Origin of the sequence: Robinsoniella sp. KNHs210 (assembly GCF_000686105.1) — a bacterium.
GTDB classification, from domain to species: Bacteria; Bacillota; Clostridia; order Lachnospirales; family Lachnospiraceae; genus Robinsoniella; species Robinsoniella peoriensis.
In genome coordinates, this window is the sequence record NZ_JMLZ01000002.1 from 2,226,282 (window position 1) to 2,244,163 (window position 17,882).

19 protein-coding genes are annotated in these 17,882 nt (G+C 39.3%); 6 read left to right on the forward strand and 13 right to left on the reverse strand.

Annotated elements, in window-relative coordinates:
* Positions 1–132: 132 nt before the first annotated feature.
* Complete coding sequence (locus tag CD03_RS0116620; RefSeq protein ID WP_081820269.1) at positions 133–2,442, reverse strand: response regulator; 2,310 nt, start codon at positions 2,440–2,442, stop codon at positions 133–135.
* A 260-nt stretch (positions 2,443–2,702) separates the two neighbouring features.
* On the opposite strand from CD03_RS0116620, the gene CD03_RS38925 reads away from it, so the two are divergent.
* The gene (locus tag CD03_RS38925) at positions 2,703–2,825 is read left to right on the forward strand and encodes a hypothetical protein (RefSeq protein ID WP_255348094.1); all 123 of its coding nucleotides are present in this window, start codon (positions 2,703–2,705) and stop codon (positions 2,823–2,825) included.
* A 185-nt stretch (positions 2,826–3,010) separates the two neighbouring features.
* Here CD03_RS38925 and leuD read toward each other — a convergent pair whose 3' ends face one another.
* Both leuD and leuC read right to left on the reverse strand, forming a co-directional pair.
* Entirely contained in the window at positions 3,011–3,496 is a 486-nt protein-coding gene (gene leuD / locus CD03_RS0116635) for a 3-isopropylmalate dehydratase small subunit (protein ID WP_027294615.1), read from the reverse strand.
* Positions 3,497–3,508: 12 nt separating this feature from the next.
* On the reverse strand, positions 3,509–4,777 hold the full coding sequence (gene leuC / locus CD03_RS0116640) for a 3-isopropylmalate dehydratase large subunit (protein WP_027294616.1): 1,269 nt from the start codon (positions 4,775–4,777) through the stop codon (positions 3,509–3,511).
* A 206-nt stretch (positions 4,778–4,983) separates the two neighbouring features.
* Here leuC and CD03_RS0116645 point away from each other — a divergent pair, with 206 nt between their 5' ends.
* Together CD03_RS0116645 and CD03_RS36185 are read left to right on the forward strand one after the other, a co-directional pair.
* On the forward strand, positions 4,984–5,898 hold the full coding sequence (locus CD03_RS0116645; RefSeq protein WP_027294617.1) for a LysR family transcriptional regulator: 915 nt from the start codon (positions 4,984–4,986) through the stop codon (positions 5,896–5,898).
* Positions 5,895–7,274, forward strand: coding sequence for a serine hydrolase (locus tag CD03_RS36185; protein ID WP_052377841.1), 1,380 nt, complete (start codon positions 5,895–5,897; stop codon positions 7,272–7,274). The genes CD03_RS0116645 and CD03_RS36185 overlap by 4 nt, the downstream gene beginning before the upstream one ends.
* Before the next feature lie 114 nt (positions 7,275–7,388).
* On the opposite strand, the gene ilvC is transcribed toward CD03_RS36185, so the two are convergent.
* The 4 genes from ilvC to CD03_RS33800 form a co-directional block, all read right to left on the reverse strand.
* Positions 7,389–8,408: a ketol-acid reductoisomerase gene (gene ilvC / locus CD03_RS0116655; protein WP_377141913.1), complete on the reverse strand. Its 1,020-nt coding sequence runs from the start codon at positions 8,406–8,408 to the stop codon at positions 7,389–7,391.
* Between the two features lie 73 nt (positions 8,409–8,481).
* A complete protein-coding gene (gene ilvN / locus CD03_RS0116660; RefSeq protein WP_027294619.1) occupies positions 8,482–8,979 on the reverse strand; it encodes an acetolactate synthase small subunit in 498 nt (165 codons plus the stop codon).
* Between the two features lie 237 nt (positions 8,980–9,216).
* A complete protein-coding gene (locus CD03_RS0116665) occupies positions 9,217–9,633 on the reverse strand; it encodes a CBS domain-containing protein (RefSeq protein WP_027294620.1) in 417 nt (138 codons plus the stop codon).
* A gap of 400 nt (positions 9,634–10,033) precedes the next feature.
* On the reverse strand, positions 10,034–10,885 hold the full coding sequence (locus tag CD03_RS33800; RefSeq protein WP_081820270.1) for an N-acetylmuramoyl-L-alanine amidase: 852 nt from the start codon (positions 10,883–10,885) through the stop codon (positions 10,034–10,036).
* An 87-nt stretch (positions 10,886–10,972) separates the two neighbouring features.
* Between CD03_RS33800 and CD03_RS38290 the strand changes: the two genes are divergently transcribed.
* Positions 10,973–11,131: a hypothetical protein gene (locus CD03_RS38290; protein ID WP_027294621.1), complete on the forward strand. Its 159-nt coding sequence runs from the start codon at positions 10,973–10,975 to the stop codon at positions 11,129–11,131.
* A 41-nt stretch (positions 11,132–11,172) separates the two neighbouring features.
* Complete coding sequence (locus CD03_RS0116680) at positions 11,173–11,355, forward strand: hypothetical protein (RefSeq protein ID WP_027294622.1); 183 nt, start codon at positions 11,173–11,175, stop codon at positions 11,353–11,355.
* A gap of 85 nt (positions 11,356–11,440) precedes the next feature.
* Here CD03_RS0116680 and CD03_RS0116685 read toward each other — a convergent pair whose 3' ends face one another.
* The 4 genes from CD03_RS0116685 to pckA all read right to left on the reverse strand — a co-directional run bounded on the left by CD03_RS0116685 (position 11,441) and on the right by pckA (position 14,212).
* Positions 11,441–11,752 carry a YbjQ family protein gene (locus CD03_RS0116685; RefSeq protein ID WP_027294623.1) on the reverse strand — a complete coding sequence of 104 codons (312 nt, stop codon included), beginning with the start codon at positions 11,750–11,752 and terminating at the stop codon, positions 11,441–11,443.
* The gene (locus CD03_RS0116690) at positions 11,733–11,954 is read right to left on the reverse strand and encodes a hypothetical protein (RefSeq protein ID WP_027294624.1); all 222 of its coding nucleotides are present in this window, start codon (positions 11,952–11,954) and stop codon (positions 11,733–11,735) included. The genes CD03_RS0116685 and CD03_RS0116690 overlap by 20 nt, the downstream gene beginning before the upstream one ends.
* 292 nt (positions 11,955–12,246) lie before the next feature.
* Entirely contained in the window at positions 12,247–12,429 is a 183-nt protein-coding gene (locus tag CD03_RS0116695) for a DUF6472 family protein (protein WP_027294625.1), read from the reverse strand.
* A gap of 196 nt (positions 12,430–12,625) precedes the next feature.
* Positions 12,626–14,212 carry a phosphoenolpyruvate carboxykinase (ATP) gene (pckA, locus tag CD03_RS0116700; protein ID WP_027294626.1) on the reverse strand — a complete coding sequence of 529 codons (1,587 nt, stop codon included), beginning with the start codon at positions 14,210–14,212 and terminating at the stop codon, positions 12,626–12,628.
* Between the two features lie 225 nt (positions 14,213–14,437).
* On the opposite strand from pckA, the gene CD03_RS0116705 reads away from it, so the two are divergent.
* Positions 14,438–15,325: a LysR family transcriptional regulator gene (locus CD03_RS0116705; protein WP_027294627.1), complete on the forward strand. Its 888-nt coding sequence runs from the start codon at positions 14,438–14,440 to the stop codon at positions 15,323–15,325.
* A gap of 12 nt (positions 15,326–15,337) precedes the next feature.
* Here CD03_RS0116705 and CD03_RS0116710 read toward each other — a convergent pair whose 3' ends face one another.
* Both CD03_RS0116710 and CD03_RS0116715 read right to left on the reverse strand, forming a co-directional pair.
* Positions 15,338–16,984: a MutS-related protein gene (locus CD03_RS0116710; protein WP_044289434.1), complete on the reverse strand. Its 1,647-nt coding sequence runs from the start codon at positions 16,982–16,984 to the stop codon at positions 15,338–15,340.
* 1 nt (position 16,985) lies between these two features.
* Entirely contained in the window at positions 16,986–17,822 is an 837-nt protein-coding gene (locus CD03_RS0116715; protein ID WP_027294629.1) for a MerR family transcriptional regulator, read from the reverse strand.
* Between the last annotated feature and the right edge of the window lie 60 nt (positions 17,823–17,882).

The window sequence follows — 17,882 nt, forward strand, 5'->3', positions numbered from 1 at the left end:
GATAAATCTTTTCAATAAAATAGAGACATACAAATGTACGCCTCTATCCATAAATCTTATTCAACTCTTATATTACAATATGCGCTTTTTCCACTGCTTGTCTTAAGCGTGAAATTACTATTGAATTGCAGCTTAAAGATACTTTTTCAAAACGCTATAAAGCGTTACAAGTTCCACAGGTTTGGTGATATAACTATCCATTCCACAGGCATAGCCTTTATTAATTTCTTCTATAAAAGCATTTGCAGACATCGCAACAATCGGCAGATGAGTGTCACCTTGCTCCTTTTCAAATTTTCGGATTTCCTGGGTGGCTTCATAACCATCCATATGCGGCATCTGGATATCCATAAACACAAGGTCATAATAATCCGGCGCAACCGCTTTAATTCGTTCCACCGCCTCTAATCCATTCCAGACTTTTTCTATATCAACTCCAAAGTATCTAATAAACTCTTCCGCTATTTCCATATTAATCTCATTATCCTCTACCAGAAGAACACGACCTGAAAAGTGTTGCATACTTTCTAAATTTTCAGCATCGATCGATAAATCTTTCTTTTCCTCTTTTGTCAGATCGCTCATAACATGGTACAGCCTGGATTTGAATACCGGTTTTGATAAAAATGCATTCACACCAGCAGATTGAGCCTCTTCAGCAATATCAGCCCAGTCATACGCCGTCAGAACAATTATCGGCAGTTCCTCACCAACAATTTCGCGTATCTGGCGAGTGGTTTGTACACCATCCATACCTGGCATCTGCCAGTCTACAATAACTACGTGATAATCCTGGACGGATTCATGCGCTATTTTTACCTTTTTCACAGCCTCGCTTCCCGTGAGCACCCATTCACTGCGCATGCCGATTTCCTCTATCATTCTAGCAGTACTCTCACAGGCGATGGGATCATCATCAACAACTAGAGAACGCAAATCATATAATTGACTGAAATCACAAAGTTCTTCCTCACAGTTTTGCAGCTTTATTGGAAGAGTTACCGTAAATGTTGTACCTTTGTTTACCTCACTTTCAACCTTGATTTGCCCACTCATCATATCCACGATATTTTTTGTAATAGCCATTCCCAGACCAGTTCCTTCCACCTTGCTTTTGGTGGATGTTTCAGCTCGTTCAAAAGGCAGAAACAGTTTTTTTATAAAATCTTCCGTCATGCCAATACCAGTATCACGCATAATAAACTGATAAGTTCCATATCCTTTTGTCGTGGGTGGCAGCTCACGTATGGTTAACCAGATTTCTCCTCCAGCGGGTGTAAACTTCAGGGCATTGCCAAAGATATTCGACAATATACGCCTGATTTGTACTGCATCACCTGTTACTCGTTCATGGGTCAGATCACTGACATTGATCTCCATTTTTAATCCTTTGTCAGCTGTTTGCAGTTGTGTAATGCTGATGAAGTCATCAATTAGTTCCGGCAGCACAAAATCTTCATCATTCAATGAAACCTTTCCGCTCTCGATCCGGCTCATATCTAAAACATCATTGATGAGACCCAGCAGCTGTTTTGAAGAAGTAGTTATTTTAGTAAGACATGCCTTTACTTTGTCCTGCTTATTAATATCCATAGCAGCTATGGCAGTAAGACCGATGATGGCATTCATAGGGGTGCGAATATCATGTGACATATTAAATAAAAATTGTGATTTTGCAGAATTGGCACGTTGTTCTACTTCAAGTTCTGCCCTAATGTCACGCATTTCTTCCTCGGCTTTGTATTTTAGCCGTAAAATGTACATATAAAAAATAATTGCTATCAGCATAGCACTACTGAGAATACTAGCCATTACCAACATGGTATTCTTGGAACGGGTTACCAGAGAAGAATATTCTTTTAGTTTATTTCCAGCACCTTTCGTGATGGTTTCAGACAGCTCATCCAGCTTGTCCAGTTTGGGTATTATTTCCTTCGTATAATATGCCGAAATATCTTCTGCATTACTATCCTCGCCTTCTGCTATTGATAAGAGCTTTGTCTGGGCTTCAATTAGCTGAAGATAGGTAGATTGCATGGCAGGGACACTTTCTTTATCGGCAAGGTAACGTTCAAGCAATAAGTCTATCTTCTCCGTCATAGACTGGTTGATGGTGTCATAATATGCTCTTATCCCCTCAACGATCTCCTGAGACTGGGAGTATGTCAATCTCTCCGGCAATGCACGCAATAACATCAAGTTTGCTTTGACATCACCTATTGCAACGACAACTGTATACGGATGTTCACTAACAGTGACCATTTGTTTATTCATAATATTGGAGTTGTAAATTGTTATTGTGTAGTAAACTATTATAATCAATATAATAATGACAGTTATTGCCTTTGAAATTATATTTGCATTTACTTTTATCATTTTATGTAGCATTTCATCCCGTTCCTTATCTGAAAGTATTTTTCTGTAAATTTTATATTTTCCCATACAGTTGTGCGTATAACAGTGGTCTGTTTGTTGAACCATTAATCCTGTCTATAATATATAAAAAAATTCAGATATATTAGATTTCATTATAGTCGATCCGGGATATATTTTCAACGTTTATTCTTTAGGATTTCTTATAAAATGCACCTTTATCATACCCTTTTTTAATCTGATAAAACCAGACAATAATATTGGTAGTATATTTTTCCATTTTTATATGATATATTTAAATCAGAATTTTTAAGGAGGTGTGGTCCTATATGAAATCAACAGAGAAAGTTACTCCTAAAAATATTTTCAAAACAGTATTAGCTTTTGCATTATTAGTGATATTTGTATATTTTGCAGGTTATGTAATTGGTCAGGCAGTCGGTTATTTATAATCCTGAAACCAGTTTTATTTGAGATGCTGCCGAACGAATCAGAAAATATGCTGCAACATTTTTTTGATAGAAAGAAAAGACAAAATTGATGATAATGCTGGTAAGATAATTATTATTTGATGCGCAAAAGGTAATAAATAACAGGGGCATGCAATTGCACGCCCCTTCCGAATATCATCGCTGTCTTATTTATTATTTATATAATTAATCAGTCCGCCAGCCTCGATCAATTTTTGCATAAACTCTGGAAACGCCTGTCCTTTAAACTCTGTTCCCTTTGTTTTGTTATAGATCATCCCGCTGTCAAAATCTACTTCCACTTCATCTCCGCTTTCAATCCCCTGGGAAGCCTCCGGACATTCAATAATCGGCAAACCGATATTAATTGCATTCCGGTAAAAAATCCTTGCAAATGTTTCTGCAATAACGCAGCTTACACCGGCTGCTTTGATTGCAATAGGTGCATGTTCTCTGGATGAGCCGCAGCCGAAGTTTTTCTCTGCAACGATAATATCTCCTTTTTTCACCTGATTCACAAAATCTTTATCGATATCTTCCATACAATGTGTTGCCAGTTCCGCCGGATCAGAAGAATTCAGGTATCTTGCCGGAATGATGACATCTGTATCTACGTTGTCTCCATATTTAAATACTGTTCCATTTGCTTTCATCGATGCTTCCTCCTATAATCCTAATTCTGCCGGAGCTGAAATTTTACCGGTTATTGCACTTGCAGCAGCTACTGCAGGACTTGTGAGATATACTTCTGATTCCACATGACCCATACGTCCTACAAAGTTTCTGTTGGTTGTAGATACACAGCGCTCTCCCGCTGCCAGGATTCCCATATAGCCGCCCAGACAAGGACCGCATGTAGGTGTACTCACCACTGCACCTGCTTTAATAAAGGTCTGGATCAGCCCTTCTTCGATCGCCTGGAGATATATCTTCTGAGTTGCAGGAATTACGATACAGCGGATTCCTTTTTTCACATGACGGTCTTTTAAAATTCCGGCTGCACATCTCAAATCATCAATACGTCCATTAGTACAGGATCCGATAACAACCTGATCAATCACAACATCTTCCTGGATCTCATCAATAGTCTTCGTATTTTCAGGCAGATGTGGAAATGCGATCGTAGGCTTTAATTCACTTAAATTAATTGTGTACTCTTCTTCATATTCGGCATCTTCATCTGCTTCATAAACGGTATAAGGCCTCTTGGTATGGGATTCAAAATATGCAGCAGTTAATTCATCTACCGGGAAAATACCATTTTTACCGCCAGCCTCAATTGCCATATTTGCAATTGTAAAACGGTCATCCATTGTAAGATTCTTGACACCCTCTCCTACAAATTCCATAGATTTATAGAGAGCACCATCCACCCCAATCATACCGATGATATGTAAAATCACATCTTTCCCGCTCACCCATTTTGAAGGTGTTCCAACCAGGTTAAATTTAATGGCGGAAGGTACTTTAAACCATGCTTTACCTGTTGCCATGCCAGCTGCCATATCCGTACTTCCCACGCCGGTTGAAAATGCTCCTAAAGCTCCATACGTACAAGTATGGGAATCTGCACCGATGATTACATCTCCTGCTACTGTCAGTCCTTTTTCCGGGAGAAGCGCATGTTCAATTCCCATATCTCCTACATCAAAGTAATTGGTAATATCATGCTTACAGGCAAATTCACGCACGCATTTGCAATGCTCTGCTGACTTGATATCTTTATTCGGAATAAAGTGGTCCATTACAAGGGCAATTTTATCCTTATGGAATACCCCTCCTGTTTTCATTTTATCCATTTCATGAATCGCTACCGGAGAAGTGATATCATTTCCCAGTACCAGATCCAGATCTGCTTCTATCAGCTGTCCTGCTTCTACAGTCTGCAGTCCGGCATGAGCAGCTAAAATTTTCTGTGTCATTGTCATTCCCATGTTATTTGTCCTCCTGATTTTCGTTGAATCAAAATCCCTAAAAACGAATGGATCTTAACTATTGTTTGAATTATATCACAAATATTGATATAATAGAAATACATATTATGAATATTTGTTATAACTTGACGTTATATTATTGCAGTTTACTTCCAATGTCATTTTGTTAACGTTATTTTCGGACTCGCAAAGAAATGAGGATATCTATGAATCAGAACCTGTCACTCTATAAAATATTTTTTACCGTAGCAAATGCCGGCAATATCTCCAGAGCCGCCGGGGAACTTTACATCAGCCAGCCAGCAATCAGCAAGTCGATTCAAAGGCTGGAACAGTCTCTGGATACGGTTCTTTTTACCAGAACCTCCCGTGGTGTACGGCTTACTGACGAAGGCAAATTGCTCTATGACCATGTCAAAACGGCTTTTGACGCCATTGAGACCGGGGAAGAGCAGCTGCGCATGGCCGCTGATCTGGGCATTGGCCACCTGCGTATAGGCGTTAGCACAACCCTTTGCAAATACCTGCTGCTCCCTTATCTGCAGGAGTTTATTAAGCTGTACCCTCACATCCGCATAACGATTGAATGCCAGTCCAGTAATCGTACCCTGCAGTTATTAGAAGAACAGAAAATTGACATCGGGCTGATTAGTAAACCGGAGCACAACACTCATATCCAATTCCATCCCATAGAAGAAATTGAAGACATTTTCGTAGCATCAAAAAATTACCTGGATAACCTTTTCTTACGGACAAAAGAAGAAAAATATGATATATTAAGTACAGCCACTCTTATGCTTTTAGACAAAGATAATATGACCCGCCAGTATATCGATGATTATCTGGCTGAGCAGAAGCTGGAACCCAACACCCTGTTAGAAGTAACGACGATGGATCTTTTGATTGATTTCGCAAAAATAGGGCTTGGCGTTGCATGCGTCATAAAAAAATTTGTTCAGAAAGAGTTAGACAACCAGACTTTGCAGGAGATTCCTCTTGAATTTCCAATTCATAAGCGCCAGGTCGGATTTGCATATCTTAAATCGTCATATCCCTCCCACGCGTTACAGGAATTCATCAGCTTCTGCAGTAAAACCAAAAGGGGGAATATTGATTTATGAAGAAGTTTCGATCTTTACTACTGTTACTGCTGATTCTAATGGCAACCACATTACCTGTTACCACCCATGCCGCCGGTGCAAAGCCCGCAAAAACCGGGTGGGTACAGATGAAATACCGGTATTATTACGATAAAAACGGGGAAAAAATCTGTAATACCACTTATAAAATTGATGGCAAACGCTACTATTTTAATGTCAAAGGCCGTATGATCCAAAACCGCTTCGTTACTTTTAAAGGGAAGAAATTATATCTTACTTCCAACGGGACAGCAGCCACGGGACTGAAAAAAGTAAAAGGTAATACATATTTATTTGATAAAAACGGTTATCTCCGTACGAATGGATTCAAAACATACAATAACAAAAAATACTATGCCAATAAAAAAGGAATCATCCAAAAAGGATTTCATACTATAAAAGGTAAGAAATACTATTTTAACAGCAAAGGTATCATGCAGACCGGCTGGCTGAAAAAAGGCAAATCCACTTATTACTTTAATAAAAAGGGTGTGATGCAAACCGGATGGCAGAAAATCAAAAAAGGGAAAAAGACTTATGACTATTATTTTAACTCCAATGGCAAAATGGCAGTTAATACCTGGGTACAAGGCTATTATGTAGATAAAAATGGAAAATGGATCAAAAATAAAAAGCAGTCCATTACCGCCCTGAACGATGAGCTGACGGCTTACATCAATAACTCCTGTACACCGGGCAGGTGGTCTGTTTACGTAAAAAATTTAAATGATGATCAAATCTGTTTAATTGGTAATAATTATTATTATGCAGCCAGTGTCATAAAGGTATTTACCATGGGCGCCGTATATGAATCCATTCAAAACGGTCGAATTTCAGAAACCGCATCCATCAACCAGCTGCTCCACTCTATGATCACTTACAGCAGCAACGAATCTTTTAACACGCTGGTCCGTACCATTGGTAAAAATGCAACCAACGATTTCTGTAAAAAATATGGATATACGGATACTAATCAGGGACAGGCTATTTCCTGCTCTAACAGCGGGGAAGACATTAACAACGGTACCACCTGGAATCAGACATCCGTCCAGAACTGCGGAAAAATTCTAGAAGACATTTACAATGGAAAATGCGTATCAAAAACCTATTCGAACAAAATGCTGGATCTGCTAAAGCAGCAGACTTTCCGCATTAAAATACCGTCCGGTCTTCCAGCCGGAACAGTTGTTGCCAATAAAACCGGAGAAACGGATGAATATCAGCACGATATGGCAATTGTCTATTCTCCCAAAGCAGATTATATTCTCTGTGTAATGTCAAATATCTCTAATGCAGGTGCGGCACAGGCTAATATTCGCGCCATATCACAAATCGTATATCGGCATTTCAATTCCTGATCACAAAAAATCCGGCAGCGTTATGAAAAATCATAACCCTGCCGGATTTTTTGACTATATAATCACTGGGAGCTCCCCAACAATTTTACCTGCATAGAAATGCTGAATCTGGAATTAGTTGTCCAGTAATTTGTTTCCGTCATTCCAGCTATATAATTTACGAAGTTCTTTACCAACTTCTTCTAACTGATGACCTGCTTCCTGTTTTCTCTTAGCCATGAAGTTCGGGCATCCTACCTGATTCTCTAATAACCAGTTACGTGCAAAAACACCTTCCTGGATGTCTGTTAAGATCTGTTTCATTGCTTTCTTTGTTTCATCTGTAACGATCTTAGGACCTGTGATGTAATCTCCGTACTCAGCTGTGTTAGAAATAGAATATCTCATTCCTTCAAATCCGCTTTCGAAGATCAGGTCAACGATCAGTTTCATTTCGTGAATACATTCAAAATATGCACTTTCCGGTTCATAACCAGCCTCTACTAATGTTTCGAAACCAGCTTTCATAAGAGCTGTAACACCACCGCAAAGAACTGCCTGCTCGCCGAAGAGGTCTGTTTCTGTTTCCTGACGGAAAGTTGTTTCCAGAACACCAGCTCTTGCTCCGCCGATTGCTAAAGCGTAAGCCAATCCTTTGTCATGAGCTTTTCCTGTAGAATCCTGATGTACTGCGATCAGACAAGGAACTCCTTTTCCTTCCTGATACTGGCTTCTTACGGTATGTCCAGGTCCCTTAGGAGCGATCATTACAACATCTACATTCTTAGGTGCTACGATCTGTCCGAAGTGAATTGCAAAACCGTGAGCAAACATCAGCATGTTTCCTTCTTCTAAGTTTGGCTCAATAGATTCTTTATACATTTGAGCCTGCTTTTCATCATTAATCAGAATCATGATGATATCCGCTTTTTTTGCTGCTTCTGCAGCTGTATAAACTTCAAATCCCTGTGCTTCCGCTTTCGCCCATGATTTGCTTCCTTCATAAAGACCAATGATAACGTTGCATCCGGACTCTTTTGCGTTTAACGCATGTGCATGCCCCTGGCTGCCATAACCAATAATAGCAATGGTTTTACCTTCTAATAATGCAAGATTACAATCTTCCTGATAATAAATTTTTGCTGCCATTTTCATTTCCTCCAAATGTTTTATATTTGTTAAAGGTTTAAAAGCCTCTAGCGTACTCTTTCCATATGTATCTGACGTACTATAAATATCTTACGTCTTCCGCACCACGGGATAATCCGGTAATACCGGTTCGTGCCAGTTCCAGAATCTCATATCCTTCCAGAAGGTTAATAAAAGCATCCAGTTTTGACTGGTTTCCTGTTAGTTCGATGATAAGTGAATCCACTGCCACATCTACGATCTTAGCCCTGAATATATCAGCTACTGCAATAATAGCCTGACGATTGCCTGCATCTGCCCGTACCTTCACAAGGATTAGCTCACGGCTGACGCTCTCTTCCGGACATAACGACTTAATATCCACCACATCTACCAGTTTCGCTACCTGCTTGGTAATCTGATCCAGGATCAATTCATCTCCACATACAACAACTGTCATTCTGGAATATCTAGGATCAGCGGTTACACCAACAGTCAAACTGTCAATATTATAGCCACGTCTGCTAAATAAACCTGCCACACGGCTTAATACACCGGATGTGTTGTCAACTAACATAGATAATATACGTTTTTTCATAGTAAAACCACCTTTTATACAGACTAAAAGTATTCTACCAATTATTACATTCTTTGTCAATGTCAAATTTGGCAAAGTGGTTTTGTAACACATTGAATTGTTAAAGTGAATATTCCTAAAATATCCGGGTAATTTTCCGTTACCCGGTGCAATTTTCTGAAAATACAACAAAATATGCAAGTACAACTCCATATAAGAGAAATTTAATCTGTTCTACCAAACATTACTAATTTTAACTTATTTTTTCAGGCTTCCCTTATAGCAGTTATAACAGTACTGAATGATATCCTTCCTTTTAATGATACCGATAAAAATCTGATTATCATCGATTACGGGTACGAAATTCTGATTCATCGATGTCATTACCAGATCCTCAATCTCACAGTTAACATTGATGGGATCATTGTACCACCTTCTTTTTATCTGTGCCAGCGGGATATCTTCTGCTTTATGTAAATCTAATAGGTATTTGTCTTTCACATTCCATAACATGTCCCCTTCTGTGATCGTACCAACATAATTGCCTTTTCGGTTAATAATCGGTACTGCACTGTATCTGTGATGCTCCATCTTCTCCAGCGCCTGCCGCAGCGAATAGTCATCATACAAATACGCAACCTCACTTTTCGGGGTCAAAAAGAATAAAATATTCATCTGTAGTCTCCCTGTTTTTTTCTTACTTCCATACAAAAATATTATAAGACAATCTACAATGTTCGTCAATGCAAAGTACGTAATTCATAAATAGTTTATAAGTATTTTATAAAGTTAAGCTTTCCTGTTTTTTTATAATTCTTTTAATTATTTTAGAATATATTAAGTCTGACGCCATATTTCATTCATATCTGCATAGTATAGTATTATTTATAAATAAAGCGAATAAGCTTTTTTTATACATTTCTCTTTCCTTTTAGGACCAGGCAACTGGTCCCCTTTTTTTGCTCTTTTCCCATCCTGATTTCTACATTGCAACGATCCCATTTACTATGCCGGGAGCCAGAAAAGGCAGAATTTCTGCCCCCGCAACATCATCCGGACACCTTGGTCCTGCAAATCAGGACTTCTTTATAATAAAAGATTCAAAACCGGCATCTTTTAACTTTTGTACCATCTTAGCTGCATTTTCCCTGTCTCTAAAAGCACCCGCCTGAATCTTATAGAGTTTATTCACTTTCTTTACAAATGCCTGAAAACCCTTTTTATTTAAAACTGCTGACAGGCTGTTCGCCATCTTCTCATCTTTAAAGGATCCTGCCTGAACATAATATTGTACATTTTCTTCCGGTTTCGGATCTTCCGGCTTTGGATTCTCCGGCTTTGACTCATTGCCCATTGCTGCTTTGACATCTGCCCGGAAAGTATCCATGCTTTTGCCGTGTTTTGGAAACCAATGGGTTACATCCACATGTTCTGTTGCCACACCTTTTAAAAATCCTTCATAATGGCACAGAACATGCTCTTTGTCCGGCTTCCATCCGTATTTTTTACAAAAATAAGCGCTGAGCCAGACTGCTTTTTCATATACATTCCGAAAATAACGGATATTTTCCGGAAGGGAAGGATCATAATTTCCCATTGACTGCCATTGGCCATTATAAGAAAACGTTCCAGGTTCACAGATTTCATAACTAATATACATATCATTTGCCGGTGAGCCGGCATGCCACGATCTGTGGGTCTCCGGGAGCAGCTGATAGATACCGGTATCATCAATGATATAATTTGTGCAGGCGTCAATATCTCCATTCCAATAACTGATAAAATCCTTTGCAGTCCCTCCAGGAGTTGCTGTGGAATGTGTCATTATCCCCTGAGGCGTTATGGTTCTGCCTGTTTTATAACAACTTGAATTGGTTAAAATACTTTTTTTTATTTCCATGTCACATACCTCGCTTTGTTTATCCATATATCTAGCATATGCAATCCGGCAAAAAAGGAATCAGATGAATAAAACTGCCTTTTTCTGAACATATTATATGTGAGGTGATGATAAATGGCTTCTTATATAGCTCCGGAAGTAAAGGAGAAATTCGAAACACTTTCCATCGATCTGAAAAATCTGATCCTGGAAAAAAATGTACAACTGAATAATATTCATGACTTAATACGCGTACTGGAAGAAATAGTAGCGGAAGGTGAAGGCAACCAATAGCCTGCGATTCCAGGCATTCATGCGAAAGAGAGGAACAACACATGATAAATGTTAACGACGGCAACACGAAAACAAATGTTTACGATGATGGCAACATTCCTGAAATCGACACACCAAAACCGGATAATGCAACAAATACATTTCCTCCTGAGTTTGGCAATGGAAATATTATTCCAAAAGATGAAAGTACGAGACCCCGCAAAGACGGTCCCGGTGGTAATTAATTTTAATATTCCTAAAAACAGCAGAGAAAAATCCATGTTATTATGTCTCTCACAGGAGACTGCAATAACATGGATTTAATTTTTGTTACATAAATTTCACGGCAGTTCCATAAGCAATTACTTCCGCTGCCCCCTGCATGATAGCGGAGGATGCATAACGGATATTTACTACTGCATCAGCGCCCATGCCCTCTGCCTCTTCCACCATTCTTTTTGTTGCCAGCGCTCTGGCTTCATTCATCATCTCATTATAAGCCTTTAATTCCCCGCCGACAATGGTTTTGAACCCCTGGGTAATATCTCTGCCGATATTCTTGGATTGTATGGTACTTCCCTTTACCAAGCCCAGCATTTCAAATGTCTTTCCAGTAATATAATCAGTATTTACTAAGATCATCTTCTTCTCCGCTCCTTATCTCTTTTAATCGTTCTGCCAGTACAAAAAAGGAAACACCAATCAACGCTAAAATAATAATTCCAAATAAAACCTTTACAACTATGGGAATTGGCACAACGGTAATCATTGTGAGATACACCATTAAAAAAAGAACCAGTAATGCCGTAATTACTATAGGCGCTATCATTTTTTGATATTTCATATTGATTTCCTCCCTGACTGTTATCATAGCTTTATTTTAACATCTTTTTCGGTATGATACAACTGCATTTGAGAAGTACTGATTATTCTCCTGTTATTCTTGCTTCAAAAGAGTTTCCATTTATTTTATAAAATGCACACAAATTCTTCAATTCTACGTCACATATTTTTCACAGAATAATATTATAGTATTATTTGTACAGAGAGATCAGTACAAACAACACATTATTAAAAAATCTTTTTCATAACCCGCCAGTACCTAAAGGTACTGGCTCTCCCTCTTTTATGGGACTTTACATCTGTTTACGGACTACTTTATATTCGTCATTAAACTGAAAATAAGGACAATTAGTAAATGTATTTCTCATAAACTGGCCCATCTCATCCTCATCCAGATTTACCTCACAGATATAACATTCATAATCATCATCATATGCATAATTCAAGCAGCAGTCACAATTAGATTTTCCAGTCATTTTACTCCTCCTTTTTGTAAAAACGTCTTAATCAATTATACACCGGATTTGATTCATTTTCCATCCATTAATTTTGGACATGATAAAAGCCGTTCTCAGGAGCCTGTCGGAATATCACTCTAAGAAACGGCCTTTGCTTACTTTTTTATCTTTCGTATTTTGTAATTTTTTGTAATTTTTATCTGTTCATTTCTGATTATGCTTTTGGGCCTGCATCTGCAATATTTTTTGGCATATTCGGATATTTTTTTGCAAAGTTTTCCTGGAACATCTTTGCAAGTTTTTTAGCTGACTCATCATAAGCTGTTTTATCTTCCCATGTATCACGTGGATTCATAATTTCATCCGGCACATTCGGGCAGCTCTGAGGAACATCTAAGTTGAATACCTCATCATGTTTATATTCTGCCTTATCAATATCGCCATTCAGTGCAGCAGTAACCATAGCACGTGTATATTTCAGTTTCATACGGCTTCCGACTCCGTACGGTCCGCCTGCCCATCCGGTGTTAATCAGATATACCTTTGTATCATGTTTTTCAATCCGCTCTCCTAACATCTCTGCATAAATGGATGGATCCATTGGCATAAATGGTTCACCAAAACAGGTGGAGAATGTGGGCTGCGGTTCCTGAACCCCTCTCTCTGTTCCTGCCAGCTTAGATGTAAATCCGGTCACGAAGTGATACATTGCTGCATTCTGGTCAAGTCTGCTGATTGGAGGAAGTACGCCAAATGCATCTGCGGTTAAGAAGATTACCACTTTCGGCACACCTCCTACTCCTGGGATTGCAGCATTGGATATATAATCTACCGGATAACCCACACGGGTATTATCGGTCAGGCTTCCATCATCAAAATCAGGTTCACGGCTCTCAGAGTCGATCACCACATTTTCAACCAGACTTCCGAACCTGATTGCTCCATAGATTTCAGGTTCGCCTTCGGGATCCAGATTAATACATTTTGCATAGCAGCCGCCTTCGAAGTTAAAGATTCCTTCTTCTGACCAGCCGTGTTCATCATCACCGATTAACTTACGTCCCGGATCTGCTGAAAGCGTTGTCTTTCCTGTTCCTGATAATCCAAAGAAAATCGCTGTTTCTCCGGTTACCGGATCCATGTTTGCAGAACAATGCATTGGCAGTACATTTTTCTCTTTCGGCATCAGATAATTCATAACGGAGAATACGCTTTTTTTCATTTCTCCGGAATATTGTGACCCTGCGATTACAATCAGTTTTGCTTCGTAATCGATCATAATTGCTGCCTCACTGTGCACACCGTCTGTTTCCGGGATACATTTAAATCCCGGAGCTGCAATTATGGTAAAGTCCGGATCTCCATAGTCAGCAAGTTCATCTGCTGTAGGACGGATCAGAAGCTGATGTATAAACAGGTTCTGGCTTGCCAATTCATTTACCACCCGGAATTTTTTTGTACATGCCGGATCTGCTCCCGCCATGCCATCAAAAATATAGAGTTCACGATTCTGGAGATAAGCCGTTAATTTCTCTTTAATCCCATTGAATTTTTCCTGGCTGATCGGACGGTTTACTTTTCCCCACGCAATATCATCATGGATTCCTTTTGAATCTACTACAAATTTGTCCTCCGGAGAACGTCCCGTATATTTTCCGGTAGTAACTACTAAAGCACCTGTGCTGCTTAATTTTCCTTCTCCATTGCAAAGTGCCTTTTCTACCAGCTGCGCCGGGCTTAAATTGCGGTAAACAGCTTTGGGATTAATAATACCTAATTTTTCAAGACCATATGTATTCATATTTTCCTCCTATTTCCTTTGCCGTCATTTCTACTGATTTCAGAACTGCCGCTTATTACTATATTGCATTGGCAATGCTGGCGCCTACAGTTGATATGTCAACAAAAGCTTGTTGTTTTATACAAATCGTATTATACTATTAAGTAAGCATAAAATAAAATAATATTATTGTATAGTGTCCATAACAATTTTCTATGGATCAATTACGATGGAGGAATCAATACCATGTCGGCAAATTTTGAATACTACAAAATATTCTATTTCGTGGCAAAATACAAAAGCATTACCCAGGCTGCCAATCTGCTGATGTCCAGCCAGCCATCTATTTCCCGTACCATTAAACTTCTGGAAGAAGAACTGCGCTGCAAACTGTTTGTCCGCTCACAAAAAGGCGTTTCCCTGACACATGAGGGAGAAGAATTATTTGCCCATGTCCGCAGAGCCTGCGAAGAAATCTTTATCGGCGAAAAATCTTTAAAAGACATTTCCACTCTCCAGGATGGATTGATCCGTATTGGAGCCAGTGAAACAGCACTGCATGGTTTCCTGCTGGTAAAACTGAAGAGTTTTCACTCCATGTACCCCAATATTAAGCTGCTGATTCAAAATGTTACCACACCAGAAGCAATTGATCACCTGAAATACGACAAAATTGATTTTGCCATCGTCACCACACCTACGGATGCCTATGCCCCCCTCGAAGAAACAAAACTCCTTCCCTTTCGGGAAATTTTAATTGCAGGTCCTCATTTTAAACATTTAAAAGATCAGGTTCTCCATTTAGAAGATTTAAAACAATATCCTCTGATTTCCTTATCCAAGGGTACGACGACCTATACCTTTTACGAAAAAATATTTTCCTCCCATAAGCTGTACCTGGAGCCTGACATCGAGGTGGCTACCACCGACCTGATACTGCCAATGGTTACCCATGATCTCGGTATCGGTTTTATTCCAGAGGAATTTGCAGCACGTGCAGTAAACGCACAGGAAGTGTTTGAAATCCGGGTTGCAGAAGAAATTCCTTTCCGAAATATCTGTCTCGTTGAGAACACAAAGTATCCGCTCAGTGCTGCCGCATTCCAGCTAAAAAAAATTATTTGTGAAAAGTGACAAAAAGCCGTATCACAGCATCTGCCTTGCTCTGTCGATGATCATACTCGGAAAGCCAATAGCCTCCAGCAGAGCAATCGCGTTCTTCGTATTGCTGACCCCTTCCCGGATCTTATAATCAAATGCAATATCCCTGCCCTGCATCTGTTCACAAAAAAAATAATATCCATAGGCATCTTCCAGTTTCCGTGTCAACTCAATATCATGGGATGCCACAATCGCTAGGCAATTTTGATTTTCCAGATATTCTAATATTGCCGCCGAAGCCGCAATTCGCTCCTGTGTATTCGTTCCTCTTAAAATCTCATCAATAACGCAGATGACCATCCGTTTATCTTTTACACTTTTTACAATGCGGTTCAGATATTTAATTTCTTTCATATAATAACTTTCACCGCCCATAAGATCGTCCCGCACCGCCATGGAGGTAATCACCATGGCATCCGGCAGCTGCATCTGTCTTGCCATACAGGTATGAATGCTTTCCGCAAGGATCACATTTGCCGCCACGGCTTTGATAAACGTAGACTTTCCGGAAGCATTTGATCCCGTTATGATACAGTTACGGTCCAGGGATACCGTATTGCAGACCGGATGTTCGATCAGCGGATGATAGATTTCCGTCATTTTCAGCACCGGCTTATTTATAAATTCAGGTATACAGTATAACTCCAGGCTTTTCCTGAATGAAGCTACAGAAACAGATGCTTCCAACTCGCCTATGAACTCAAACAGCTCCATAAATTCCTTTTGTTTTCCCCTCAGGTAGCGGATGATTTTATCATAGACAATAAAATCCCAAAGGGTTGCTCCTATCAGGTAATCATGGACAACCCCTAATAGATCTCCAGACATTCCTTCCCGCTTCTTCCGCTGAAGGCTGACAAGCATTTTCGTTATTTTATCGAATAATTTTACATTTTCTTTGATGCATTCCGGTATATGAATCGTGTATTTCTCCGGTTTTTTCACAATTTCTTTTACACTCTTTGCCACTCCTATAATCCCGGTAAGGGTATCCATATAGACTTCATGCCTGACTTTATTCAGTGCATAAATTACTGCATTGATCATAAATACCAATGCTGTAATCAACAGAAGGCTTGACTGTCCTCTGACAAGAGCCGGAATCACAGACAAGAACAGCAATATCTGCATAATCCTGTAAAACCTTACATGAATTGAACCAAGAGCATCCAGATTACTCATAAACACAGGCAGATAATAATTCACTTCTTCTTTCCCAAGTCTGCTAAGCAAATACTGCACTTCTTCCCTGATTTTATCATTCTTGAAATAAAAGCAAATTTGTTCTTCCAGAATTAAAAGCCCGGCTTTATCTGCCGGCAGCTTGTGAAGCCTGGCATACAGCACCTGTTCCCCCGCAAATGATGTACAGACATTTATTCTGGAAAAAATCTTATCCATCTCCAGGTCATTCCAGGTAACATCATCTACGCTTTCGTTCTCGGGAATGTCCATTTTAAATTCTTCCCAGAAAATTTGAATCTGTTCAAAGGGAAGCTTTCTGTCTGCCGGTATCTTACCATAGGAATCATGAATCCACTTACGAACTTTCCGCTCACCGCATTTACGTTCATAAAAAACAGCCCCCATAAATAATGCCAGCATAATCACAAAGATCATTGCCAGTTCCATGTTATCGCTCCTCCTTTTTCTTTTTATAGGCAATTACTAACAAAATAAATAAAAATATGAGTGTTTCCACGATAACGCTGCTTTCAATTGGCCAGCTTATCCAGTTGTGATAGAAAATCGCATATAGCTGACTTGTCAGCAAAAGAATGGACAAATAGAGGCACACGATTGTGGTAATGGCATCCACTTTCAGCATATAGTAAGGCATATTGCGATAGAGAAAATTCCAGACCCAGGATCTGGCTGTGAAGACAAGCATGGATGCAATGACAGGAAAAATAAAGACAAGCAGTTTATCTCCATAAACGATTTTACCAATATCGTTCCACCAGACTACAATTCCTTCCGGCAGCAGCGGATAAGAGATAAACGCTAATATAAATGAAAAGATAATGATTGACCATATTGCAATCTTTCCTTTCATTGCTGCAAGATTACTAATCGTATCCCGAAAAATCATATAACCGGATTTGTCTACAGCATCCTCATACCGTTCTACCGTTAAATTGGCATAATCAAAATCTTGATTCTTAACCAGCTCTAAACAAATCCACCTGGATTGTTCTAATTGTTTTATCTCTGCCTCCAATGAGTCTGCCTGTTTATGAAGCATTTCTTCCATCGAGAGCTTTTCCAACTGCACCAGCTTAATCTCTTCAATAGGTACATTAAGCTTTCTTAGAAAGATAATCTTTTTTAAAGTCTCAATATTTTCCCTGGAGTAATCCCGGTAACCATTAATCGGATTTCGCCTGGCAGTCAGCAGCCCCTCCTTTTCATAAAAGCGAACATTTGCTCTGGTGACATTTAATTCCTCTTCAACCTCTTTTATTGTCAAGTTTTCACCTCCTTTTATTGGTATATAAGGTATAAACCAGGTTTACAGTCAAGATGTTTT

Bases quoted from the DNA above. Each gene is read 5' to 3' on its own strand.
- CD03_RS0116620 (WP_081820269.1), bottom strand. From the start codon at position 2,442: ATGGGAAAATATAAAATTTACAGAAAAATACTTTCAGATAAGGAACGG.
- CD03_RS38925 (WP_255348094.1), top strand. From the start codon at position 2,703: ATGAAATCAACAGAGAAAGTTACTCCTAAAAATATTTTCAAAACAGTA.
- leuD (WP_027294615.1), bottom strand. From the start codon at position 3,496: ATGAAAGCAAATGGAACAGTATTTAAATATGGAGACAACGTAGATACA.
- leuC (WP_027294616.1), bottom strand. From the start codon at position 4,777: ATGGGAATGACAATGACACAGAAAATTTTAGCTGCTCATGCCGGACTG.
- CD03_RS0116645 (WP_027294617.1), top strand. From the start codon at position 4,984: ATGAATCAGAACCTGTCACTCTATAAAATATTTTTTACCGTAGCAAAT.
- CD03_RS36185 (WP_052377841.1), top strand. From the start codon at position 5,895: ATGAAGAAGTTTCGATCTTTACTACTGTTACTGCTGATTCTAATGGCA.
- ilvC (WP_377141913.1), bottom strand. From the start codon at position 8,408: ATGAAAATGGCAGCAAAAATTTATTATCAGGAAGATTGTAATCTTGCA.
- ilvN (WP_027294619.1), bottom strand. From the start codon at position 8,979: ATGAAAAAACGTATATTATCTATGTTAGTTGACAACACATCCGGTGTA.
- CD03_RS0116665 (WP_027294620.1), bottom strand. From the start codon at position 9,633: ATGAATATTTTATTCTTTTTGACCCCGAAAAGTGAGGTTGCGTATTTG.
- CD03_RS33800 (WP_081820270.1), bottom strand. From the start codon at position 10,885: ATGGATAAACAAAGCGAGGTATGTGACATGGAAATAAAAAAAAGTATT.
- CD03_RS38290 (WP_027294621.1), top strand. From the start codon at position 10,973: ATGGCTTCTTATATAGCTCCGGAAGTAAAGGAGAAATTCGAAACACTT.
- CD03_RS0116680 (WP_027294622.1), top strand. From the start codon at position 11,173: ATGATAAATGTTAACGACGGCAACACGAAAACAAATGTTTACGATGAT.
- CD03_RS0116685 (WP_027294623.1), bottom strand. From the start codon at position 11,752: ATGATCTTAGTAAATACTGATTATATTACTGGAAAGACATTTGAAATG.
- CD03_RS0116690 (WP_027294624.1), bottom strand. From the start codon at position 11,954: ATGAAATATCAAAAAATGATAGCGCCTATAGTAATTACGGCATTACTG.
- CD03_RS0116695 (WP_027294625.1), bottom strand. From the start codon at position 12,429: ATGACTGGAAAATCTAATTGTGACTGCTGCTTGAATTATGCATATGAT.
- pckA (WP_027294626.1), bottom strand. From the start codon at position 14,212: ATGAATACATATGGTCTTGAAAAATTAGGTATTATTAATCCCAAAGCT.
- CD03_RS0116705 (WP_027294627.1), top strand. From the start codon at position 14,438: ATGTCGGCAAATTTTGAATACTACAAAATATTCTATTTCGTGGCAAAA.
- CD03_RS0116710 (WP_044289434.1), bottom strand. From the start codon at position 16,984: ATGGAACTGGCAATGATCTTTGTGATTATGCTGGCATTATTTATGGGG.